General features: G+C 60.7%; 16 protein-coding genes. 6 read left to right on the top strand and 10 right to left on the bottom strand.

All coding sequences use genetic code 11. From position 1 onward, the window contains the following. Positions 1–9: 9 nt before the first annotated feature. Genes ACYQ3M_RS02770 through ACYQ3M_RS02760 form a run of 3 tightly spaced genes read right to left on the bottom strand, consistent with a single transcriptional unit; the run spans position 10 to position 4677 of the window. Entirely contained in the window at positions 10–1503 is a 1494-nt protein-coding gene (locus tag ACYQ3M_RS02770) for a SpoVR family protein (protein WP_460034523.1), read from the bottom strand. Then, complete coding sequence (locus ACYQ3M_RS02765) at positions 1500–2753, bottom strand: YeaH/YhbH family protein (protein ID WP_460034522.1); 1254 nt, start codon at positions 2751–2753, stop codon at positions 1500–1502. The genes ACYQ3M_RS02770 and ACYQ3M_RS02765 overlap by 4 nt, the downstream gene beginning before the upstream one ends. A 1-nt stretch (position 2754) precedes the next feature. After that, on the bottom strand, positions 2755–4677 hold the full coding sequence (locus ACYQ3M_RS02760; RefSeq protein WP_460034521.1) for a PrkA family serine protein kinase: 1923 nt from the start codon (positions 4675–4677) through the stop codon (positions 2755–2757). A gap of 198 nt (positions 4678–4875) precedes the next feature. On the opposite strand from ACYQ3M_RS02760, the gene ACYQ3M_RS02755 reads away from it, so the two are divergent. Continuing rightward, positions 4876–5853 (top strand): choice-of-anchor A family protein, encoded by a 978-nt coding sequence (locus tag ACYQ3M_RS02755; protein WP_460034520.1) that lies wholly within the window; start codon positions 4876–4878, stop codon positions 5851–5853. On the opposite strand, the gene ACYQ3M_RS02750 is transcribed toward ACYQ3M_RS02755, so the two are convergent. The 4 genes from ACYQ3M_RS02750 to bcsA are packed head-to-tail and all read right to left on the bottom strand — an operon-like array spanning position 5810 to position 13535. After that, positions 5810–8206 (bottom strand): cellulose synthase subunit BcsC-related outer membrane protein, encoded by a 2397-nt coding sequence (locus ACYQ3M_RS02750; RefSeq protein ID WP_460034519.1) that lies wholly within the window; start codon positions 8204–8206, stop codon positions 5810–5812. The two genes, ACYQ3M_RS02755 and ACYQ3M_RS02750, sit on opposite strands and share 44 nt — an antisense overlap. After that, complete coding sequence (locus tag ACYQ3M_RS02745) at positions 8203–9204, bottom strand: family 8 glycosyl hydrolase (RefSeq protein ID WP_460034518.1); 1002 nt, start codon at positions 9202–9204, stop codon at positions 8203–8205. The genes ACYQ3M_RS02750 and ACYQ3M_RS02745 overlap by 4 nt, the downstream gene beginning before the upstream one ends. After that, positions 9182–11386, bottom strand: a complete 2205-nt coding sequence (locus ACYQ3M_RS02740; protein ID WP_460034517.1) for a cellulose biosynthesis cyclic di-GMP-binding regulatory protein BcsB — start codon at positions 11384–11386, stop codon at positions 9182–9184. Before ACYQ3M_RS02740 ends, ACYQ3M_RS02745 begins: the two co-directional genes overlap by 23 nt. Next, positions 11322–13535, bottom strand: coding sequence for a UDP-forming cellulose synthase catalytic subunit (gene bcsA / locus ACYQ3M_RS02735; protein WP_460034516.1), 2214 nt, complete (start codon positions 13533–13535; stop codon positions 11322–11324). The genes ACYQ3M_RS02740 and bcsA overlap by 65 nt, the downstream gene beginning before the upstream one ends. Positions 13536–13623: 88 nt before the next feature. On the opposite strand from bcsA, the gene ACYQ3M_RS02730 reads away from it, so the two are divergent. The 5 genes from ACYQ3M_RS02730 to ACYQ3M_RS02710 all read left to right on the top strand — a co-directional run bounded on the left by ACYQ3M_RS02730 (position 13624) and on the right by ACYQ3M_RS02710 (position 20875). Beyond that, positions 13624–13962: an STAS domain-containing protein gene (locus ACYQ3M_RS02730; protein ID WP_460034515.1), complete on the top strand. Its 339-nt coding sequence runs from the start codon at positions 13624–13626 to the stop codon at positions 13960–13962. Further along, on the top strand, positions 13959–14378 hold the full coding sequence (locus ACYQ3M_RS02725; protein ID WP_460034514.1) for an ATP-binding protein: 420 nt from the start codon (positions 13959–13961) through the stop codon (positions 14376–14378). The genes ACYQ3M_RS02730 and ACYQ3M_RS02725 overlap by 4 nt, the downstream gene beginning before the upstream one ends. Positions 14379–14382: 4 nt before the next feature. Then, positions 14383–17625, top strand: coding sequence for an NAD-glutamate dehydrogenase domain-containing protein (locus tag ACYQ3M_RS02720; RefSeq protein WP_460034513.1), 3243 nt, complete (start codon positions 14383–14385; stop codon positions 17623–17625). Positions 17626–17741: 116 nt separating this feature from the next. Beyond that, the gene (locus ACYQ3M_RS02715) at positions 17742–20081 is read left to right on the top strand and encodes an efflux RND transporter permease subunit (protein WP_460034512.1); all 2340 of its coding nucleotides are present in this window, start codon (positions 17742–17744) and stop codon (positions 20079–20081) included. An 86-nt stretch (positions 20082–20167) separates the two neighbouring features. Continuing rightward, positions 20168–20875, top strand: a complete 708-nt coding sequence (locus ACYQ3M_RS02710) for an outer membrane lipoprotein-sorting protein (protein WP_460034511.1) — start codon at positions 20168–20170, stop codon at positions 20873–20875. 7 nt (positions 20876–20882) lie between these two features. On the opposite strand, the gene ACYQ3M_RS02705 is transcribed toward ACYQ3M_RS02710, so the two are convergent. From ACYQ3M_RS02705 to bufA2, 3 genes are read right to left on the bottom strand one after another with little or no spacing between them, the layout of a single operon-like run. Then, positions 20883–21629, bottom strand: a complete 747-nt coding sequence (locus tag ACYQ3M_RS02705; protein WP_460034510.1) for an HvfC/BufC N-terminal domain-containing protein — start codon at positions 21627–21629, stop codon at positions 20883–20885. Further along, positions 21626–22456 (bottom strand): MNIO family bufferin maturase, encoded by an 831-nt coding sequence (gene bufB, locus ACYQ3M_RS02700; RefSeq protein ID WP_460034509.1) that lies wholly within the window; start codon positions 22454–22456, stop codon positions 21626–21628. The genes ACYQ3M_RS02705 and bufB overlap by 4 nt, the downstream gene beginning before the upstream one ends. Beyond that, positions 22456–22845 (bottom strand): BufA2 family periplasmic bufferin-type metallophore, encoded by a 390-nt coding sequence (gene bufA2, locus ACYQ3M_RS02695; RefSeq protein ID WP_460034508.1) that lies wholly within the window; start codon positions 22843–22845, stop codon positions 22456–22458. The genes bufB and bufA2 overlap by 1 nt, the downstream gene beginning before the upstream one ends. Positions 22846–22928 lie beyond the last annotated feature (83 nt).

The raw sequence follows: 22928 nt of genomic DNA, 5'->3' as shown, positions 1-22928 counted from the left end.
CCATCGAGTTTAACCGCATTCGTAACACCCCTTGACCCGCCCTTGCGGGTCAACGGTCTCCAGCCGCACCTTGAACCCCCATAACCTATGAACGTGCTTTAACACCTCCTCGGTGCTTTCGGCCAAGGGGCGGCGTTGATGTTGAAAATGGCGCAAAGTAAGAGAGCGGTCGCCGCGGGTGTCCACCGACCAGACCTGGATGTCGGGTTCTAGGCTGCCTAAGTTGTACTGTTCGGACAAGGCTTGCCGGATCGCCTGGTAGCCTTGTTCGTCGTGGATGGCGCTGATTTCCAGTTCGCTTTCGGCCTCGTCGTCGAGCACTCCGAACAGGCGAAACTGCCGGATTACCCGCGGGGAGAGATACTGGGCGATAAAGCTGTCGTCCTTGAAGTTGCGCATAGCAAAGTCCAAAGTCTCTAACCAGGGGCTGCCGGCGATTTCCGGAAACCAGCGCCGGTCCTCTTCGGTAGGATGTTCACAGATGCGCTTTAAGTCCTGGAAGATCGCAAACCCCAAAGCGTATGGGTTGATGCCGGGGTAGAAATCGTGGTCGAAAGGCGGCTGAGCGATGACGTTGGTGTGAGATTCCAAAAATTCCAGCATGAAGCCGTCAGTGACTAGGCCTTCGTCATAGAGCCTGTTCATGATGGTGTAGTGCCAGAAAGTCGCCCAGCCTTCGTTCATCACCTTGGTGTGGCGCTGGGGGTAAAGGTACTGGGCGATCTTGCGCACGATGCGGACGATCTCGCGCTGCCAAGGCTCGAGCAGGGGGGCGTTCTTCTCGATGAAGTACAAAAGGTTCTCTTCCGGCTCGCGCGGAAAGCGCTCGTACTTTTCTTCTCTCTTGGCCGGTTTCTCGGGGACGGTGCGGCGCCATAGCTCGTTGAGTTGCGCCTGCAGATAGTTGATGCGCTCTTTTTGCCTAAGCTTTTCCTCCCGCACGGACAAAGGCGGGGGTTTGCGGTAGCGATCCACCCCGTAATTCATCAGCGCATGACACGAGTCGAGGATCTCCTCCACCGCCTCCACGCCGTAGCGCTCCTCGCACTCGGCGATGTAGTTCTTGGCGAAGACCAGATAATCGACGATGGCGTCGGCGGCGGTCCAAGTCTTGAAGAGATAGTTGTTTTTGAAAAAGGAATTGTGGCCATAGCAGGCGTGCGCGATCACCAAGGCTTGCATCGTCATGGTGTTCTCTTCCATCAGGTAAGCGATGCAGGGGTTGGAGTTGATCACCAATTCATAAGCCAGTCCCATCTGACCGCGCTTATAGTTCCTTTCGATCGTAAGGAACTGCTTGCCGAACGACCAGTGGTGGTAATAGACCGGCAGCCCGCAACTGGCATAGGCGTCCATCATCTGTTCTGAGGAGATGATCTCGATCTGGTTAGGATAGGTATCCAGGCCAAAATCCGCCGCGATGCGGGCAATCTCGGCGTCGTACTTTTCCAGCAGTTCGAACGTCCACTCAGAACCTATGGAGATAGGTTTTCTCTCGCTCATGCGCGCTTTTTGAACAACTCCCGAAACACCGGATAGATGTCGGCCGGCTCGTCGATCGCCTGCATGGCAAAGTTGGGCCAGCGGCTGGCGATCTTTTCGTACTCCTGCCACAGCCCTAAAGGGTATTCGTTGTCGATCTCGATGTACGCGTAGTACTGCAGATGCGGCAGAATGCGCTCGTCCAACAGGCGCGCGCAGTTGCCCGAATCCTCCGGCCAGTTGTCGCCGTCAGAAGCCTGGGCCGCGTACAGATTCCAATCCTGGCTCGGATAGCGCTTTTGCATGATCTCGAGCATCAGCTCCAGGGCGCTGGAGACGACCGTGCCGCCGGTCTCGCGCGAGTAGAAGAACTCTTCCTCGTCGACCTCTTTGGCGACCGTGTGGTGGCGGATGAACACCACGTCGGTGCGCTCGTAGTTGCGCGTCAGAAACAGATACAAAAGCAGGAAGAAGCGCTTGGCTAGGCTTTTTTTGTACTGATCCATGGAACCGGAAACGTCCATGATACAGAACATCACCGCCTGGGTGGTGGGCTTAGGTATCTGGATGCGGTTGCGGTACCTAAGATCCAGCGTATCGAGGAAGGGAACGGCCTCGATGCGGGCTTTGAGGCGGGCAATCTCTTGGCGCAGTTCGATGAGCTCGTCTTCGCTGGCACCGGCCGCAAGGCGCGCTTGCAGCTCGGCCTCTAACTCCTTGAGCTTGCGCCGCGTGGCGGCGGTCAAAGCGATCCTGCGCGCATAGGCCTGGCGCAGCGAGCGGATCACGTGCAAGTTGGGCGGGACGCCGTCCTTGCTAAAACCGGCAGGGACGCTCTTATAGGCGGATTCTTTGGCGAGCCTGGTCTTGACCAGATCGGGCAGTTCCAGATCCTCAAAGAAAAACTCCAAAAATTCGTCCCGCGACAGCTCAAACACAAAGTCGTCTAGCCCCTCGCCCTGATTGCTGGCGCGGCTTGCCTGCCCTCCCCCGCCTTTGGGTCTGGGAATGCGGTCGCCGGTGACGAATTCCTTATTGCCGGGATGGACGATCTCGCGCCGCCCCCCGGGGCCGTGGTGGAAAAACGGCTCGGATAAGTCCTTGGCGGGGATGGTGATCTTTTCGCCGCTGTCGATGTCGGTGATCGAACGGCCGTCGATGGCATCGGCCACCGCCTTGCGGATCTGGGCGCGAAAGCGCTTCAAGAAGCGCTGGCGGTTGACGGCGCTTTTGTGCTTAGGGTTTAAACGGCGGTCGATGATTTGGGACATCTCAGGTCGACTTCCTCACCCTCAGATACCATTCGCAAAGCAGGCGCACTTGCTTGGGAGTATACCCCTTTTCTACCATCCGTTTGACGAAATCTTCGTGTTTTTTCTGCTCCTCAGCCGAGGCCTTGGCGTTGAAAGAGATCACCGGCAAGAGCTCCTCGGTGTTGGCGAACATTTTCTTCTCGATCACCCGACGCAGTTTCTCATAACTGGTCCAGGCCGGATTCTTGCCGCCGTTTTTGGCGCGCGCCCGCAGCACGAAGTTGACCACCTCGTTGCGGAAGTCTTTGGGGTTGGAGATGCCGGCCGGCTTTTCAATTTTCTCCAATTCCTCGTTGAGGGCGCGGCGATCGAAGATCTCGCCGGTGTCCGGGTCGCGGTATTCCTGATCCTGGATCCAGTAATCGGCGTAGGTGACGTAGCGGTCGAAGATGTTCTGGCCGTATTCGGCGTAGGATTCAAGATAGGCGGTCTGAATTTCCTTGCCGATGAACTCGATGTAACGCGGGATCAAGTATTCCTTGATGTAGCGCAGGTAGCGCTCTTCGGTCTCCGGCGGGAACTGCTCCTGGATGATCTGCTGCTCTAGCACGTAGAGCAGATGGACCGGGTTGGCCGCCACTTCCGTGTGGTCGAAATTGAACACTTTGGACAAGATCTTGAAGGCAAAGCGGGTGGAAAGCCCCTCCATGCCCTCGTCCACCCCGGCAAAGTCTTTGTATTCTTGGTAGGACTTAGCTCTGGGGTCGGTGTCTTTGAGGTTCTCCCCGTCGTAGACCCGCATCTTGGAATAAATGCTGGAATTCTCCGGCTCCTTAAGGCGCGAGAGCACCGTGAACTGGGCCAGCATTTCCAAGGTGTGGGGAGCGCAAGGCGCGTTTTTGAGGGAACTGTTACGCAACAGCTTCTGATAAATCTTGACTTCCTCCGAAACCCTCAGGCAATAGGGCACTTTGACCACGTAGATGCGGTCGAGGAAAGCTTCGTTGTTTTTGTTGTTTTTAAACTGCTGCCACTCGGATTCGTTGGAGTGGGCCAGGATGATGCCCTCGAAGGGAATCGCCGGCAGGCCTTCGGTGCCCTTGTAGTTGCCTTCTTGGGTGGCGGTCAGGAGGGGATGGAGGACCTTGATCGGCGCCTTGAACATCTCCACAAACTCCATGATTCCCCGGTTGCCCCGGCACAGACCGCCCGAATAGCTGTAGGCGTCGGGGTCGTCCTGGGAATACGTCTCAAGCTGGCGGATGTCCACCTTGCCGACCAGCGAGGAAATGTCCTGATTGTTCTCGTCCCCCGGCTCGGTCTTGGCGATGGCGCGCTGCTCCAGGCTGGAAGGATACAGCTTGACGACGCGGAACTTGGTGATGTCGCCGCCGAACTCGCGCAGGCGCTTGGTGGCCCAGGGCGACATGATGGGCGTCAAGTAACGGCGCGGGATGCCGTACTCGTCCTCCAGAATCGGGCCGTCTTCGGTAGGCGAAAACAGCCCCAGCGGGTTTTCGTGGATCGGCGAGCCCTTGATGGCGTAGAAAGGAACTTTTTCCATCAGGCTTTTAAGCTTTTCCGCCAGCGAGGACTTTCCCCCCCCTACCGGTCCCAACAGATACAGAATCTGCTTGGCTTCCTCCAGCCCCTGAGCGGCGTGGCGAAAGAAGGCCACGATCTGTTCGATGGTCTCCTCCATGCCGTAGAACTCGGAGAACGCCGGATAGCGTTTGATCACCTTGTTGGCGAAAATACGCGACAACCTCGGGTCGAGGCGGGTGTCGATCAACTCCGGCTCGCCGATGGCAAGCAGCATCCGCTCGGCGGGGGTCGCGTACGCGGTTGGATCGTCGCGACAAATCTCAAGGTATTCTTGCAGGCTGTACTCTTCCTCCTGCGTGGCTGCATAACGGGCGCGATACTGGTCGAAGATCCCCATGGGTTCCTCCTCACAAAACTTAAAAACTCTGGGTGGCGGAAGATGTGCAAAAACGGCGGTGCTCGTGCGCTGAGAAATTAACGCAAATTCTGCACCGGGGAAAGAACAGGAGAATTACCACCCATTCTGACTGTCATTTGGCAACTAGGTTCCAATTGAACTACGCTAAAAGCAAGAAACTTTAAGAGACCTTGCGTTATGTGGCTGTGGTTGAGTTTGCTCTTGCTTTCCCCTTGCGCGTTGGCCCTAAGCTTAGGGCCGGCCAGCGGATTCAATCTTTTGGTGCTGGAGGACATGTCTGCGGAGCGCTCAGACGTGGAGGGACGGCTGGCCGTAGGCGGCAATCTTTCCCTGACCCATTACGCGGTAGGCATGGAACTTGGTCATGCTGCCGATTTCACCGACACCTTGCTCGTCGGCGGGCACCTAAACTTCCAGCACGGGCGGGTTTACCACGGCAATGCGGTAAGCGCCAGCGCCGATTTGGCGCACGTTGGGTTTTACGCCCAAGACCCCAACGTCCCCACCGGTCGGCTGCGCTTGGGGTCGGCTTTGAACTTCACCGCGCTGGCGGAGGACGTGCGCGCCCGCTCCTTGAGCTGGTCTGGACTGTCCGCCAACGGCGCGGTCAGGATCGACGGAGACCAAGTCAACTGGCGCCTGTATCTGCAAGGCCAAGATCCCACCCTGAACGTCTTTACCCTGACGACCGAGCTTTTGACGGGCGCCGACGCGTTTTACCTAGACGCGCCTTTGAGCTCGACGTTGCTCATCAACGTCCAAGGCGAAGTGGGCAACTTAAGCGGCTTTGGCTTTTACCGCAAGGTCGGCGGCGGCTGGCTGAGGATTTCAGACAACACGGGCGATTTCCGCCACGACGGCAGTCTGACCCAAAGAGTGCTGTTTAACTTTTTCTCCGCCAAGGCCTTGGCGATCCACGCCATCGGCGTCAAAGGCAGCGTACTCGCTCCCTGGGCCGACGTGGTCTTTTACGACGGCCACATCGACGGCCATTTGATCGCCAAATCCCTGCGCGGCCAACCGGATCAGCCTACCGGCCAGGTCAACCTCTACCCATTCATCCCCGAACCGGCAAGCCTCTGGTTGCTGGTTTTGCCCCTCGCTTGGTTGCTCATTCGAGCTCAGCGAACAGAGCCTCGGGCAGATCGGCGCTGAAAACCGCGGCGCCAGGCTCGAACAACACGCGCACCCAAAGCCCCCCGCCCGCCTCGCGCCAGCCCTGAGTCTGGCGGGCGTAAACGCCGCCGGCGAGTTGCAGCTGCGGATGCAGCTGTAAGACAAAGCGCAGCTGGGCCGCCGGGGCGAAGCTGGTCTTTTGGTTGCGGGGAAATTGCAAACCGCACAGCGCAGCCGAGTCGCAGCCGCGCGCAAACCACGGGGCGGCTGCTTCGCGGAAATGCTGCCCGCCCAAGGCCAGCCGGCTTTCGAGCAAAAACCGCCTGCCTTCTTCGGTGCGCAGAGCGAGCTGGATCCCCCCGGCATAGAACGCCTGGGGGCTGAAGTAGCCGCCGTAGCCGGGACGAAAATGATTTTGATTGTGCGCGTAATGCAGGAAGTGGAAATACGGACCCAGGCTCAAATAGTCAAACCCAGGCCAAGGGGGGCTATATCCGGCGGCGAGGTGGTAGCCGACCATCCAGTTGTCCTGGGTGCCCTGCCCGTCCAGGAACGCGCCCTCCAGCGCCTGATACAACGCAAACGGCCCGATCCGTCCCCACCCGGACAGTTTAAGGCCGTTGCGCAGCACCCGACCCCAGCGTTTGCCGGCGAGCTCCCACCCCGTATAAGACAACAGGCTCTGGCGGATCGGCTGGCGGAAAGCTTCCGCCTCCCAGCGCAGTTGCCAGGCGCCCACCTCCCAAAAATCGCCGATCGTCAGGCGCGCCGTCGGACGCGGGGCAAGTTCCCCCCCGATCGGGGTCAGACCGAGCTTAAAGGTAGGATTGAGCCCGCCCTCTTGCCGGTAGGCCAATTCCATCCACGCCGCTTCCACCGCACGCGGCGGCGGATCGCGCCTGAGCGCTTGCGCCTCTTGCGCGAGGGCCGCTTGTTGCGCCTCGCTCAGAGGACGTTGGCTGGCCTGCAGGGCGCGGATCGCAGACGATCCAAACCGATCGCTTGTCAGCTCGATGCGCCCGAGATGGAGGGCGAATTGGTGCGTCGCGGAAGCGTAACTTCCCGCATACGCGGGGACAAAAGCCGTCTCAAGGCGGTCCAAGCCGGCCTGACCGGATTTGAAACGCGCCATCCCGCCCAGCCCCCACGTGGGAGCAAACAAGCGCCCCAGTTCGGCAAAAGCTTGCGGATCCAAGCGATAGGCGCGCAAGAACTGCTTGCGCTCGAACGCGCGCCGGGCAAGGTGAGGGGAAAGCTCGGCCAACAGCGCAGGCTGGGAAAAGCGCTCGGCCAGCCGTTCTGGCGCTTGGCCGGCTTGCAGGTGGCTTGTAACCAGCGCGCGGGCGTAGTCCGAGCGTTCGGGATGAGCCTTAAGCAAAGCGGCAAAGGTGTCTTGAGCCGCTCGATACTCCCCGCGCATCAGGTGCAGCCAGCCCAACAGGTATTGGGCCTCTTCGGCCTGCGGCAGCCACCTGGCCGCCTGCTCGGCCAATTTTTGGCTGGCGCGGTACTCGCCTTGCCGATAACGCTCCCACGCCCAGGTCAAGAGATAGCCCGCGGCAGGCCGGCGCAGCTTAGGATAGCGCTGGGCAAGTTGGATCACGGCTGCGTCTTCGCCCAACCGGGCTAGGCTATGCAAGAGGCCGAGGGCGAAACGGGCAGCGTACGGGGCAAGCTTAAGACCGGCCGCAAACCAAGCGCGCGCCAAGGCGAACTCGCCTTGCCGATACTGCGCCCAGGCGACCGCCTCGATTAGATCGCGATCGCGGTGGGCGAGGGCCTGGCGCAAAAGGTTCTCATCGCTCACCAACCGGGCCTCGGGGCGATTTAAGCTCGAGAACACCTGGCGCCTTACATTCTGATAGGCCAGTTCCGCGTGCGCGGACTTGGAAAGGCGTCGCTTGGCCTCATCGAGCAGCACCGCAAACGCCTCTGGCGACACCTGCCACAAGGCCTCATGCAGTATCGGCGCGACGCGGGCCTTGGGGCAGCTTAACGCCCTGCGGTACCAAAGCAGGGCGGTTTCCTCCTCTCCGCGCTGCGCATACGCTTTGGCCAAAGCCGCCAGCGCCTCGACGCGGCGGCAGGTGAAGGCTTGGGGATGGCGCCTTGCGAGCCGGATCAGGCGGCTCGCGTCACCGCGGCGCAAGGCTCGATCGAGCTCGGCCCGCCAAGGCGCCAGGCGCCTTGGGCGGCGCGCCACAAGACGCGTCAGCTCGGCCGGCGGCCGCCAACCGGGATACTGCTTTTGGTACTCGGCGATGGCCTGCTCGAGCAGGCGGTATTTTTGGGCGTGATAGAGCTGCCACAGGACGCGCTCGTCAGGACCGGTTTGGGCAAGGAGCGCGAGCGGCCAAAGCCACCCCAAAACCAAGCGCCGCCAAAGGTTCATGGTTTCCCCGCGACCGCCAGGTGGCTGAGCAGGACCAGGGTGGCCGAATAATAATCCTCATCCGGCGGCGGGGATCGAAACCACCCGCTTTGGCCGGCCCGGTAGCGCGTGAGGGCGGAAATGGCGCGCATCCCCGCCGGGGCCGGATAGGCGCCAAGGCACCCTTGCTCCAGGTCGATCCACGGCGGAATAAAGCCAGAAAACGCCTGCCAGTAGTCCAGAAAAGGCGCAAGCCGCTCAGGATCGGCGTAACCGCCCCAGATCAAATACAGCGGGATGCGCACCGCATCGTAGCCGAACCGAGGCGGGCGCTCGCGCCAAGGCGCAAGGCTCTGGCCGGCTTCTAGCCAATCGGGAGGCAAGCGAAAAGCGCCAAAGCGCGCTTGCGCCAAAAGCTTTAAGCCGCTCGCAAGCAACGCCGGCCAAACCGGATCCGGGTCTTCGACCGTCAAGCGCTTGAGGGCGGGAAACACCCAGTAGGACAGATTGAGGATCAAACCCTCGGGACGCTCAAACCCAACCGCTCCGGGGAGCAGTACGGGCTGCCCCTGCCAGGTACGGATCGCGGCGCGCTTGAGGTCGGCCAGGATTTCTCTTGCCGCCTGGGCCAGGGTGGGCTCCTGCCAAGTTCTGGCCGCCTCCAGCAGCGCCCAGGCGATCAAAAGATCGCCGTCGCTGGCGGTGTTGGGATCCTCCTCGGCCAGCGCCACTCCAGGTCGGCGCCGCCAGATGAACAGGCGATCCGGGCGAACCTGCAGGTTGGCGCGCGTCCACTGCCACAGCCGGTCGAAGGTCTGGCGGTCTCTCGCCGCAACCGCCAACAACATGCCATAACCCTGACCCTCGGAATGCGAAACGCGGCCGTTGCCGGTGTCCACCACCCGCCCGTCCTCGACGAACCTCGCCTTGTAGGCTTGCCACCAGCCGAGCCACTGCCCCCCTGGGCTGCAGCCAACAAGAAAAAACAAAACCCCGCTAAGGAGCAACTTCTTCCGCATCGGGATGATGGCGCTTCTTGTAACGTTTCAGCCCCCGATAAAGCCCCCAGGCGAGCGCAAAACCGGCCAACAAAGCCGCCGCCAGCCATTGCCAAGGGTGGTGGGCAAAATGAAAGATCAGGCGCAAAGCGGGATCGGCGCGGCCGCGGTAGAACGGCTCTCCCACCGCCTGCCAGTGCAAGGTATCAGCGCCCTTGCGCCAGAAGACCAAATCCCCTTGAATCTGCGCCCACCGCTCCGGCCGGGTGAGATCCTGCACTGCCGGATAAATGGGACCTTCGGCCAGCAAGGCGGTTATAAGGCGTCTTGAGAACGCCGGATGCTGAAAAGACACCAGCGCCGCCAGCTCGCCTAAACCGCCGGTCTGTTGCACCTTCACCTGGCGCGGCAGGAGGCGCGCTTCGGTGGGAAACAGCCTACGCTGCCACCGCTGCCACCAAGGCTGGGGAGGCGCTTGCCAGCCTGCTGGATAAAGGAAGCTCAAGAAGGGATCGTCCAACTTGAGCGGGGAGTTTTGAAACAGCGCCGGGAGCTTCTTGACCTGGCCGCCGATTACGATTAGGTCGGCAGGCCCAGTTGGCGCATCGAACCCAAACTCGACCGCCGGCAAGGGCAAACCGTTCAAGCGCGCCAGCTGAGCGAGCCATTGCCAGGCGGCCAAGATCGTATCCGGGCTGCGGTCGAGCAAATACACTCGCACTCCCGAGCCGTCGCCCGAATCCAGATACGGAAATCCGGCAGCGGCCAAAAGCGCCAGATCCGGCAGCCGCGCGGCGTGAGAAAAAGCCGGCAAAGTCAGGCGAGAGTCTTGATATAAGGTGACTTTAAGCGGTTCGACGTTAAGCAACACGCACTCCCCGGAGACTGCCGGCACCAAATGGGGATGAAAGCTAATCCGATTGCGCCCCGGCCGCAAGCTGCGCAAGGGGACTAGGATCCGGTAATCGCGGTAGTGCGCGCCGCCTGTCTCGGGAAGAGCGATGGCGCGCTCGAACACGCCGTTGATCCGCATCTCGATCGCAGAATCCCCACGCAGGCCGGCGTTGTAGGCCAGGTGCAGCCAAAAAACCGCCTCGGCGTCTTCAGGAGCAAACGCATCCGGCGGCAGAAAGAATTCAAGTTCCAGCGGTTCAGGATCCAAGCCTTGCCTAGAGGCGGTGGCAAAGCCCAGCTGGGCAAAGGTATAGGTGTGCCCAGGCAGGAGCGCAGGCAGCGCCTGGTAAGGGAGGAAGGGCGCAAAATCGACTTTAGCGATCACCGTCTCGTGGGCATCGGGCAAGGGAAAGCGCAGCAAAGCAAAAGCCAGCGCGGCCTGGCGCACTTCGGCGGCGGTCTGGCCCGAGACGACAAGCAAGACTTGCCCTGGGGTCCGGGGATCGGCGAACAGTCCAAGGTAAGGGCCGGTGATCCGCGCAAGGAGTTGCGGGTCCAGATAGGGGGCCAAGCGCTCGCGCGCCCCGATGAGGACGGCGTCTTGCTCTTTAGGCCAAGCCAGCCGGATCGGCCCAGGACCGAGTTCAGGCTCGGCCTGCGCGAGCGCAAAACCAAACGGGGCGTACTCCGACCTAAGCGCTATTCCTTGCGCGATCAGACCGCCGGCGATCAGGTCCGCCTCATCCAACGGGTTGGGATACAAGAGCGCGGCTTGGATTTGAGGCAGTTTTTTGTCGAAGACGGCCGCCAGCCTGGCCAGACTCAAAGGCGGCGGGGAAGCTGCGTATTCAAGCACCACGCGCGAGCGGGCCGGGTCGATCTCGGTCCACAGCTCTTTGCTGGCATAGGCCTCGCAATGCTCTTTGGTGTAATGCTGAGCGGCGGAAAAGCGCAGCTCGTTGTAGCCTGCGACTAAAAGCTCGGGCGGGATGGAGACGGTTTCGATCCGTTTTGTGGCCTTAGGTTCCAGCCGCCACTGAGCGACGGTGACGCGGTTGACCTGGACTCGAAGCTGCGATCTTTCCGCCACCAGGGCGTTGGAAGAGGCAAACTCGAGGACCAGCCTGGCGCTTTTCACCTGCCAGCGCTCGGGAACCGGCAGACTCAATGCGTATTCGTCGGCCTGATCGCGCAGCTCAATCGGTCCCGGCGAGCGCATCAGCTTCGCCAGCGGCAGCGACAGCTCAGCGGACTGCGCGTTCAGGCTCATGAAGGCGAGGGCGAGCATAAGGCTCAAGAATCGGCGCATGTTCGGTTTCTCCTAAGGACACAATACGCTTCCCCAATGCGGCAAGGTGCTCTGCGGCCTGCCGGAAGGCGCAGGCCAAGAGCACACCCAAGGCGCGAACGACCCCGACCCTGCTTTGGCGCTTGGCCAGCATGGCCTGCCAACGCCTAGAGTCGCCGTAGACCAAAAGGACCAAAGCGCGGTATTCCTCTACCGAGGCCGGCAGGAAACGAACGCCCAAGCTTTGCGCAGGGAGCGATTGCTCCACGATTTGGACTTTTACCCGCACTGGGCGGTAAAGCACGGGATGCTCAAAGCTCAAGCACCCAATCTCCTTCAACGGCAAAGGGATAGAGATGCCGTGAAGCCCCGCCCCGCCCACCGAGACGTCGGCGAGCCGGACGGGCAAATCCAAGGCCTTAAGCTCTAGGCGCGCCGGCAGGTTCCCGGCCGGTAAGCGGGGGTGGCGGCGCCGCTGGCGGCGTTCGTACAAAGCGCCCAAGCTCGCGGTCACGATCAAAAGGCTTCCCAGATTCCAAAACCCGGTGATCAAAACCATCGGCCGCTCTGCGGGAAACGCCTGCCAGCGCCAGAAGGCGAACGCAAACCCCGCCAGCACCAGAACCAGCAAACCATAAAACGGGGTCGCCAGCGGCGAGATAAAGTCCTGCGGCAATTGCTCTCCCTTGGGGGTAACGGAAAATTTCGGCGTCTTAGGATTGCGCAAGGCAGAAAGCACGGCCTTAAGGGAAAATAAGGACAGCATGCTCTCGTAGATCTCCGAGACGAAGGCCCACCTTACCCGGCCAAAGAGATACCCTTGAGTGAAAAACAGCGCAACCAAATAAGGCAAGGTATAGGCGCCGATTTCGGCCAGGCCGGCGTCGTAGATTTTAAGCCCGAGCAGCAGGTATCCTAACGGCGCAAGCAAAAACACCACCCGCGCCAGCGGGAAGAACCAAAACCCCATGCAGTTGAGGTAAGCCAGACGTTGTCCCAAACTGAGACCCTGCAGGCGCAGCGGATTGGCAAGGCAGAACAACTGGATCATCCCCTGCGCCCAGCGCATCCTCTGGCGCACGAGGCTGGCGAAAGTCTCCGGCTGCAGTCCCGCCACCAAGGGTTTCTTTAGATACACCGAACGCCAGCCGCGGGCATGGAGCCGCAAAGCGGTTTCGGCGTCTTCGGTCACGGTCTGGCCGGAGAAGCCGCCGGCTGCCACGAGCGCCTTGCGCCTCAATACCGCCGCCGAGCCGCAAAAGAACGAAGCGCCCCAAAAATCCAGGCCAAGCTGGACCGCCTGGTAAAACATGGCGTTCTCCGAGGGCATGCGGTCGAACAAACCTAAGTTCTTCTCGATCGGGTCGGGGGTGGCGAAAAAATGCGGGGTCTGGACCAAAAATACCTGGGGATCGGCAAAATACGGCACGGTCTCTTGCAGAAAATCCACCGTGGGAACGTGGTCGCAGTCGAGCACCGCGATCAATTCCCCGTCGGTAACTTTTAAAGCCGCGTTGAGATTGCCCGCCTTGGCGCAGGTGTTGTCCTTACGCGTCAGGTAACGTACGCCCAAGCTTCGGCACAGGGCTTGCAGCTTAGAATGGCGCTCCCACGCTGCCTTGGCGGTCGCAAGGTCCAAGGCGTGGCGCCGGGCCCAGGTGGAGCCGTCGTCTAAAAGGTACACGTTAAGGCGCGAGGCAGGATAGTTCATGGCCTTGGCCGCAGTCAGAGTGATTTTGACGATTTCTTCCGGCTCGTCGTAAGTTGGAACGTAGACATCCACGCTCGGCCAAACCCTCATTTCAGGCCGACTGGGGTGATCGATTGGGCAAGCGTTGGTAAAAGCGCTCAAAAACCACATCCCGATGCCGTAACCTTCGGCGCTGTAAAGCGCGAGCGCGGCGGCAAAGCTTAAAGGATCGTCGAACCCCAAGGTGGTGAAAGTGCGCCAAAACAGATAGCGCAGGATCAAAAAACCGGCCAAAGCCAGGAAAGCCATACGCAGCACCTTAAGGCGCGGCAGGCGGTCCAACCCCCAAAGGACGATCAAGACCAAAACGGCCAGCGACGCTTGTTCTTGCAGATCCACCTTGAGCGCGCTCAGATAAACGAATACGCCCGCGGCGACGGCCGTCGGCAGAAGCGATCCTAATTTTTTCCAGGAGTGCAAGAACCTGCTTGGAAAATTCGGCTCCATCGGTTTACAGCCGCCTGCAAGTTGGCATAAGCTCCTTATTAGTGTAGCTTGGAGACAAGCCATGCAAATCGAGACCGAAAAGCAAAAAGGCTGGACGATCCTGCGCCTTCGCGAACCGCGGGTGGACGCGCACCTCTCCGACGCGCTCAAGGAATTTTTTCTAAAGCTCTTGGAAAGCGGCGAAAAGCGCCTCCTGGTCGATTTGACAGAGGTGCGCTTCATCGACAGCTCGGGACTTGGGGCGCTACTTTCCGGCTACAAGAACGCCAACCTGCACCAGGGGACTTTGGCGTTGGCAGGGCTTCAACCCCGAGTGAAAGAAATGTTCGAACTGACCCGCTTAAACCGCGTGTTCGAGGTTTATGGGAGCGTGGATGAAGTAACCGGTGAGAAACCGTGAGCGACATCGAGGTGGACATCGTGGTCCCCAATCAGACCCGTTACCTGAGTCTGATCGGCAGCATCGGCGAGGCGATAGGTCGCGAGTTGGACCGCTATCCGGGCGACCGGGAAGCCTTGGCCTATCACCTGAACTTGGTCCTGACCGAAGCGCTGGCCAACGCGATCAAGCACGCCCATGGCATGAGCGCCAACAAGACGGTGCGGGTCGAGATCCACATCGACCCAGAAAATTTGTGCATCAAGGTTCACGATCAAGGCCAGGGGTTTGATCTCAAGGCCTTGCCCGAGGTCCCGCCGGACGCGGCGGTGGAGCACGGCCGCGGGCTGTTTTTGATCCGCTGCCTGATGGACGAGGTGGAATACCAGCGAGGCGTGGACGGCAACGTGCTGGTCATGAAAAAACGCCTGGTTTAAGGCGATGGGATCCTGGGAGACGGAATTCCGGGCCCTGGCTGGCTCTCCCCTCGCCGACCGTTATCGGGGGGCTTTCCCGCCGAGCTACCGGCGCGCGCTGAGCCCGCGCCAAGCGCTCAAAGACGTCCAGTTCATCGAAGCGCACGGCGGCAGGGGGGTGGATTTGTGGCTCGAGCGGGAGCCGGAGCTGCGCTTTTATGGTGCTTCCCCCGGCTATCTGGACGAATGGCTGCCGCCTTTGCAGAACCTGGGCTTTAGGGTCATCGACCAGCGCCGGTTTTGCATCCAAGCCCCGCAAGGAGTGGTGCATCTGCGCTGTTTCCAGGTAGAGGCGCCGGTCGCGACCGAGCGCCTGATTGCCGCCCGCGATGCGGTCTTGGGCCTGTTGACCGCCCAGCTTGCCGGCAAAGTCGAAGACGACCGCCTCAACGGCCTGGCCCTGCTCGCAGGCCTGGACTGGCGGCAGATCGATGTGCTGCGCGGCTATCGCAATTACTATCTGCAACTGAACCACCGCGACCGCCGCGAGCGGTTTCACCAGGCGCTGCTCAATTGCCCAGAGGCGGCGCAGCTCTTGTGCGACTATTTCCGCGCCCGCTTCGATCCCGATCTCCCTTGGCCGAACCTAAGCGCGCGCGAGGAGGAAGGGCTGCTCCCTTTGCGCCTTAAGCTGCAAGAGCTATTAGCCAAAGTGGAGGACCTCCAAACCGACCGCTTGCTGCGCGCGCTGTTTAACCTCATCGACGCCACCGTGCGGACCAATTACTTCCTCCCCGGCGCCGAAGACCGTCTGGCCTTCAAGCTCAGCGGCCTGGGGGTGATCGAGATGCCGGCGCCAAGGCCTTTGTTTGAAATCTATGTGCACGCCCCTGCGGTCGAGGCCGTGCACCTGCGCGCCAGCCACGTGGCGCGAGGCGGCATTCGCTGGTCCGAGCGCGACGACTTTCGGACCGAGGTCTTCGAGCTGTTGCGCACCCAAATGCTCAAAAACGCCCTGATCGTTCCCCACGGGGCCAAAGGCGGGTTTCTCGTCAAACGGGGGGACGTCAAGCAGGCCTACGTCACCTTCATGCGCGCCCTGTTGGATCTGACCGACAACCTGCAAAACGGGCGCGTGCTCCATCCGCCGCGCGTGGTTTGTTACGACGGCGAGGACTGTTACCTGGTGGTGGCCGCTGACAAAGGCACCGCCGGTCTGTCCGACACCGCCAACCAAGTAGCGGCCGACTACCGCTTCTGGCTCAAAGACGCCTTCGCCAGCGGCGGCTCTTCAGGCTACGACCACAAGCGCCTGGGGATCACCGCCAAGGGGGCGTGGGAGTGCGCCAGGCGCCACTTTCGCGAGCTCGGGCACGATCTGGACAACGAGATCGTCACCGTGATCGGCATAGGCAGCCTGGACGGGGACGTGTTCGGCAACGGGCTGCTGCTGTCGCGGCGCATCAAGCTGCTGGCGGCGTTTTCCGGCCAGCACATTTTTCTCGACCCCGACCCGGACCCGGAAATCTCTTACCGCGAGCGCAAACGCTTGTTTGAAGAGGTGGCCGGCTGGGATCGATACGACCGTTCCCTCATCTCCGCAGGCGGCGGGGTCTGGCCGCGCGCGGCCAAAGAGATACCCTTATCGCCCAAGGTCCAGCGCTGGCTCGGCATCCGCCAACCGACCCTAGACGGCGAAGCGCTGATCCGCCACCTGCTTTGCGCTGAAGCCGATCTGCTCTGGCTGGGGGGAATCGGCACTTATATCAAAGCCAGCGACGAGAAAAACGAGTCGGTCGGCGACCCGGCCAACGACGCAGTGCGGGTGGACGCTCGCGAGCTTAAAGTCAAGGTCGTGGCCGAAGGCGCCAACCTCGGCTTCACCCAAAAAGGGCGAGTCGAGTACGCCCTGCACGGAGGCAAAATCAACTTGGATGCCATCGACAACTCCGGCGGGGTGGACCTGTCCGATCACGAGGTCAACCTCAAGATCTTGCTGTATCGACTCGAGCAGGCCGGGCTTTTGCAAGAACGCCCCGCCGATTGGCTGGCCAGGCTCGAAAACGAGGTGGTGATGCGGGTTCTGGCCCACAACGCCAGCCAGGCCTTGTGCCTTTCCTTGGAACAGGAGCGCTGCCAGCGCGACGTGGCGCCGTTTCTAGTGCTGGTCGATCGGCTTGAGAACGCCGGAATCTTGGATCGGCAGGTAGAAGGCTTTCCCAGCCGCGAGGAAGTCCTGGCCCGACCCGAGGGCTGCTTGACCCGGCCGGAGCTGGCCGTGCTCCTTGCCCACGCCAAGATGCAGTTTAAACAGGCCTTGCTTAAGCGTTCCGATTTTTTGCGCCGGGATTTCTTACGGCCTTATCTGCACGGATATTTTCCGGGAATCCTCGTCGAACGCTATGGGCAGGCGGTTGCTGAGCACCCGTTAGCCGACGCGATCACCGTCACCCATCTGGGTAATTTTTTGCTCGATCGGACCGGAGCGACTTTTCTGACCTGGATAGAAGACTTAGATAGCCCCTTGCTCGAGCACGCGGTAGGGCTTTATCTGACCTTTGACGCCGTGCTCGGCGGACAGACCTTGCGCGCTGCTCTGCTGGCGAGAGAACGAAGCTTGGGCAGCGCGCGCTTGTATGCCCTGCTGGTGCGTATCGAGGAAGCCCTGGCGTGGTGCTGCCGCTGGTTTTTGGAACGCGGTCGGCAGCTCGACCCGGAAGCTGGAATCATCCACCGCGGTCAGGAGTTTTTGCGGATTTATCTTAAGCAATTTGGGGCTCAAGTAGACGAAAGGGAAATCGCCCGCCTCCAGGCGGAAAAGCTGCCAGAAGAGCTAATCGATAAGCTTTCGCAATTTGCTGCGGTGCGGGAATTCCCGGTGCTTATGGATTTGGCCTTAAGATTGGGAGGCGATTTCGCCAAAGCGATGCGCGCCTTCCGGCAAGTAGCGGGACTTTTAGGCCTTGCGGGCTTGCTGGATGCCCTGGCTAAAGTGCCAGCGCGCTCGGCGTGGGAAGGTCGGCTCAAACAGGTTTTAGAGGAACGCCTCGAGGGCGCGTGTGCCGACCTCGCCTGGCTTTTGAGCCGGAACGGACAGGCGAGCAGCGCTTTGCTCCTTTGCCCCAAGCGTTTGCAAAAGTTCAGCCGGTTCCTGCATCTGCGCCGGGAAATCGAGCGCTCCCAGCCGAGCGATCTCACCCCTTTTGCAACCCTGAGCCTGGAGCTGGAGGGGATTTTGGACAACCTCGAACGTATGCTCCAGACCTGAGGCCAACCGAGCAGAGCTTAAAATCGCTGCTAAAATCGAAGAGTGGTTTCGAGGTTAAGGAAGTTTTGCGACTTCATCACCTGCTTGAGGTGAAGGGTGAACCTTTCGGGGATCGCGTGAGCCTTGCTCGCTATCTAACGTTCCTGGAGCGCCGGCGAGGGTGGGTACTAACCGCCGTCTGCATGCTGGTGGTGGCTTTGGCGAGCGGCGCGCGCTTTTTGCATTTCACCACCGACTACCGGGTGTTCTTCAGCCACGACGACCCGCGTCTTAAGGTCCTAGACGCCCTCCATCGCACCTATACCAAAGACGATACCGTCCTGTTCATTCTCACCCCCAAAGACGGCCAAGTCTTTACGCCCACCACACTGGCCTCCATCGCTTGGCTGACCAAGCAAGCCTGGCGCCTCCCTTACGTCCAGCGCGTCGATTCTTTGCAGAATTTCCAATACACCTATGCGCGCGGGGACGAATTGGTCGTCCAAGATTTTTACCACGATCCCGAACGCTTGCGTCCCGCCGATCTCAAACGGCTCAAACAGATCGCCCTGGACGAGCCCTTGCTCAAAAACCGCCTGATTTCACCCCAGGCCGATGTGACCGGGGTGAGCGTGAGCGTGCGCCTACCTGGGGTGGACGAGGAGCGCGAGGTGCCGCAGGTCGTCGCTCACGCCAAACGTTTGGCCGCCGAGCTGAGCAAGCGCGATCCCAATCTGGAAGTGCGCCTGACCGGCGGGGTGCTGATGAGCTACGCTTTTCCCGAGGCCTCCCTACACGACCTCAAAACCTTGGTGCCGGCCATGGCCGGCCTCGTATTGGTGGTGCTGTATCTACTCTTGCGCTCCGCCCAGGCGACCTGGGTCGCCGGCCTTGCGATCCTATGCGCCATCGCCTCGACCATGGGCCTGGCCGGCTGGCTCGGTGTCCCCATATCCCCACCGGCGGCGGCGGCGCCCAATATCATCCTTACGGTCGCCGTGGCCGACTCGGTTCACGTGCTGATCAGTTTTCTCCTCGCCATGCAAGCCGGCTGGCTCCAACCTAAGCCTTGGAGCCAGGTGCGGCTGCGAGCGCTCGAGCACGCATTCCGCCTTAACTTAAGGCCGATGTTTTTGACCAACTTCACCACGGCGCTCGGGTTTTTGAGCCTGAATTTCAGCAACTCGCCGCCGTTTCGGGATCTTGGCAACCTCAGCGCTTTAGGCGTGGGATTTGCGTTTGGCTACACCCTGGTGTTGGCCCCTTGCTTGTTATTGGCGTTGCCGAGCCGGCCGAGCAAACCGCCTGTGGGGCAAAACGGGATGGTGCGCTTGGGGGAATGGGTCATCGCCCGCCGCCGCGGGTGTCTTACCCTCATGCTCGGTGCCGTCGTAGGGCTAGGAGCGCTCTTGCCCAACAACGAGCTCAACGACGACCTGATCCAATATTTTTCTCCGGCCACGCCTTTCCGCCAACACGCCGAGTACGCCACCGCCCATTTGACCGGCATGTACGTCATGGACTATTCCCTACCCGCCTCCGGCCCAGGCGGAGTGACCGAGCCCGAATACCTCCGCGTCTTGGACGAGTTTGCCGCCTGGTATCGCAAGCAACCTGAGGTCATTCACGTTTTTTCCCTAGCCGACATCATCAAACGCCTAAACCGCAACCTCCACGGAGACGATCCCGCCTGGTACCAGATTCCGGAAAGCCGCGAGCTTGCCGCCCAATATCTTTTGCTCTATGAGATGTCTTTGCCGGAAGGGTTGGAGCTCACCGACCGAATCAACGTGGACAAGTCGGCCAGCCGCTTTACCGCCACCCTAAAAAACCTCTCCAGCCGGGAGATGCTCGACCTCGAACGCCGCGCCCGCGCCTGGATGGCACAGAACGCGCCGGCCTACATGCAGGCGCAAGCGACCGGCCCCAATCTGATCTTCGCCCATATCGGCCAAAGCAACATCTCAGGCATGATCCTGGGCACCGCGGTCGAGTTTGCAGTGATCGCGCTGGTGTTGGTGGCGGCGCTGCGCTCGGTGGGACTTGGGCTGTTGAGCCTGGTCTCCAATACCGTGCCGGCTTTGTTGGCGTATGGACTGTGGGGCGGCTTAAACGGCCAGATCAACATGGGGCTGTCGGTGGTGGCGAGCATGACCTTGGGGATCGTAGTCGACGACACCGTCCACTTTTTGAGCAAGTGGCAACACGCGCGCACCGCGAAAGACGGCGACCGAACCGCAGCGGTCCGCTACGCGTTTGCTCAGGTCGGCGCCGCTACTTTGGTGTTTTCCTTGGTGCTGGCGGCGGGCTTTTTGGTGCTGACCGGGTCGGATTTTACGATCAACGCCCAGATGGGGCTTTTGACCGCGATCACCATCGGCTTTGCGCTCGTGGCGGATTTGTTCTTCCTGCCGCCTTTGCTGTTGGTGGGGGTAAAAGACCCAGGCTTGAACTTAGAAACTCTCAAAGCGAGGTAGAAACATTGAAAAAGCGGTACCTTTGGCTCGGTTTGAGCTTAATACTTGCATGGGCCGCCTTGGCGGCGGGTCCAGAGGAGAAAGGCTTGGAAATCGCCCAAGAAATGGACCGGCGCGATTTGGGCTGGAATACAGTCCGCGCCGACCTGACCATGATCCTGACCGACCGCCAGGGCGAGATCAGCACGCGCCAGATCCGATTCTTTGGCCGCGAAGGGACAGAAGACGGCGATCAGAGCTTGCTCGTGTTCGACCAGCCTTTGGACGTCAAGGACACCCAATTCTTGAGCCTGTCCCACAAGCAAGGCGACGACGACCAGTGGCTGTATCTCCCCGCGCTCAAGCGGGTGAAACGCATCGCGGCGGCCAACAAAGGCGGGGCTTTTATGGGCAGCGAGTTCTCTTACGAGGACATGGGAGCGCCTGAAATAGAGAAATACACCTACAAGTACCTGGGCGAGGAAAGCTATCAGACCCGCCCCAGTTTCGTCATCGAACGTTATCCCAAAGACGAGCACTCGCTTTACAGCCGCCAGGTGGCCTGGATCGACAAGGAGCTCTACATTCCCTGGAAAGTCGAATATTACAACCGCCGCGGCGAGCACTTAAAAACCCTTTTCTACCGCAAGTACAAGAAGTACCTGGACAAATACTGGCGACCTGGGGAGATGGAGATGGTCAACCACCGCAGCGGCAAAGCCACAAAGTTAATCTGGACCAATTACCGCTTCCAGGATCCTGTGGTCGGCGATGACCTGTTCACTCCCCAAAAATTGGGACAGACGGCCTCATAGGCCTTTTCTACTCTGCGGCTACGACCAGCCCTTCTTCCAGCCAGCGCCAAAGCAAGGAAACGGCATAGCGGGCAACGTCTGGCTTCAAGTCCCAGCCGGCCAACTCCTCGCAGACCTCGGCGAACGCACCGCCCGCCAAGACTTTTTGTAACGCGTGGTGCTCAGGCCCTGCCAGCGAGCGGAAAAACACCTTAAATCCCTGACGCCAGACCAGCCAGGGGATCGGGCTTGGCCGCTTCAGGCAGGCCGGGGGTGGCTCAGCGGCCGCAAGCGCTTTCCAGACCTGCGGGACGGGATAAGCCAAGGCGACCACTTGGACGCTGGGGTGGAGCTTGAGCCGCAGCGCCGGCCAGCGCTCGATCGGGATCTGGGCAAGATGTAAAGGCGCCAACGGCTCGGCGTCGGCGCAATCGAAGGCCAGTCCCAAAGCCCACTCGAACAGCGCCATCTCGGCCAGCTCGGGCCGGGCTTGCCAAGGGGAAGCGCCTTGCAAAAACTCCGGCAAGCGCCTCCCCACCCAGCGCAGCGAGCGCTCGCGCGAAGGGTAAGCGGCCACATAGTCCAGCGCCAGCCGGGCAAAGCGCTCTTCTCCAAGCCAGCGGCTAAGCTTTGGATAGTCGGCGGCCAAAGCCTCGATCAGGCGCAGGCGGTAGGCGTTGCGGTACACGGCCAGGCCTTCCTTAAACTCTGAAACCGCCCCGTTCTCCTCGACGATCGCCGCTTGCAGGCGGCGTTGCCACTGCGCCAGATTCACGCCGCCCGACTCCAGTAAGGTTGGGCGATCCGGCGCGCTTGTTCCAGCTCGATTAGCAACTCCTCGAGCGGCGGGATTTCGGCGTCGCGCTCGATCAGCGTTGAAACCAGGCCGAACCTTCGCGCCGCGGCGCCAAACAGCTCCCACACCTCGGCGCGCACGGGACGATCGTGGGTGTCGATGACAAGCTCGCCCAGATCGGTATGGCCGGCCAAGTGGAACTGGATCACGCGTTCGGGCGGGATAGCGGCGAGGTAGGTGTAAGGATCAAAGCCGTGGTTTCTGGCGTTGACGTAAATGTTGTTGAGGTCGAGCAAGATCAGGCAGTCGGCGCGCTCTGCCACTTCGCGCAGAAACTCCCACTCGCTAAGCTCGTCGTTCGGAAAGCGGAAATAGCTTGAGACGTTCTCGAGCGCCACGCGCCGGCCTAAGAATTCCTGCACCTGGCCGAGCCGCCCGACCACATGGCGCAGGGCTTGCTCGGTATGCGGCAACGGCAATAGGTCGTGCAGGTTGTGTCCGTCGACGCCGGTCCAGCACAAATGATCCGAAACCCAAGCCGGCTCGACCCGCCCGATCAGGGCTTTGAGTTGGCGCAAATACGACCAATCGAGCGGATCGACGCTGCCTATCGACAGCGACACGCCATGCATGGCAAGGGGATAGGAAGCTCGAATCCGGTCTAGATAGGATAAAGCTTGACCGCCTGCGACCAGGTAGTTTTCGGTCAGAATTTCGAACCAGTCTACCGCAGGTTTGTCGACGAGGATAGTCTCATAATGCTCCTTGCGCAGCCCCAATCCAAAACCCAAGAACGGCCTGGTCATTACATGCTCGGTTTGCCGACCTGGCCTCCTTGGGCCTCGCACTCCTTCAAGCTCACGTATTTAAATCCCTGGCCTTTGCAGCTGTTCATCCCCTTGCAGGCGTTTTTGGGAGTGGCGCAATCGGACTGACCCTTGCACGCGTTGATGCCAAAGCAGGCCACCTTCGCTTCGGTAGGCTGATCGACGCCTGGAGTCGCCTGGGCCCCTTTGTTTTGTCCCTCCGCTTCCTCCACCGGCTCAATCGACCATTCCAAAACCTCGACCGGCTGCTCCTCCGGGGACGGCGCCTCCCCCCGCGCTTGCGGCTCTTTGCCGGTGCAGCTGGCGCTAAACAGCGCCGCCACCGCCGTAGCCAAGATCACTCCTTTGGAAGAATTGGTATTTTGCATGATCGTTGCCTCCTAACTATCAATTCGCCGCGTCTTAACGTTCCTTCATCTAGACGCGCGCCAAACTTGTGCCCTTCCGTCCT

The organism is Methylothermus subterraneus (assembly GCF_054656915.1).
This window is presented reverse-complemented; position numbering and strand designations above follow the sequence as displayed.

Coding starts and splice junctions, on each gene's coding strand:
- ACYQ3M_RS02740 (WP_460034517.1), bottom strand. CDS start 11,386: ATGCGCCGATTCTTGAGCCTTATGCTCGCCCTCGCCTTCATGAGCCTG.
- bufB (WP_460034509.1), bottom strand. CDS start 22,456: ATGACCAGGCCGTTCTTGGGTTTTGGATTGGGGCTGCGCAAGGAGCAT.
- ACYQ3M_RS02755 (WP_460034520.1), top strand. CDS start 4,876: ATGTGGCTGTGGTTGAGTTTGCTCTTGCTTTCCCCTTGCGCGTTGGCC.
- ACYQ3M_RS02730 (WP_460034515.1), top strand. CDS start 13,624: ATGCAAATCGAGACCGAAAAGCAAAAAGGCTGGACGATCCTGCGCCTT.
- ACYQ3M_RS02770 (WP_460034523.1), bottom strand. CDS start 1,503: ATGAGCGAGAGAAAACCTATCTCCATAGGTTCTGAGTGGACGTTCGAA.
- ACYQ3M_RS02720 (WP_460034513.1), top strand. CDS start 14,383: ATGGGATCCTGGGAGACGGAATTCCGGGCCCTGGCTGGCTCTCCCCTC.
- ACYQ3M_RS02760 (WP_460034521.1), bottom strand. CDS start 4,677: ATGGGGATCTTCGACCAGTATCGCGCCCGTTATGCAGCCACGCAGGAG.
- ACYQ3M_RS02745 (WP_460034518.1), bottom strand. CDS start 9,204: ATGCGGAAGAAGTTGCTCCTTAGCGGGGTTTTGTTTTTTCTTGTTGGC.
- bufA2 (WP_460034508.1), bottom strand. CDS start 22,845: ATGCAAAATACCAATTCTTCCAAAGGAGTGATCTTGGCTACGGCGGTG.
- ACYQ3M_RS02765 (WP_460034522.1), bottom strand. CDS start 2,753: ATGTCCCAAATCATCGACCGCCGTTTAAACCCTAAGCACAAAAGCGCC.
- ACYQ3M_RS02750 (WP_460034519.1), bottom strand. CDS start 8,206: ATGAACCTTTGGCGGCGCTTGGTTTTGGGGTGGCTTTGGCCGCTCGCG.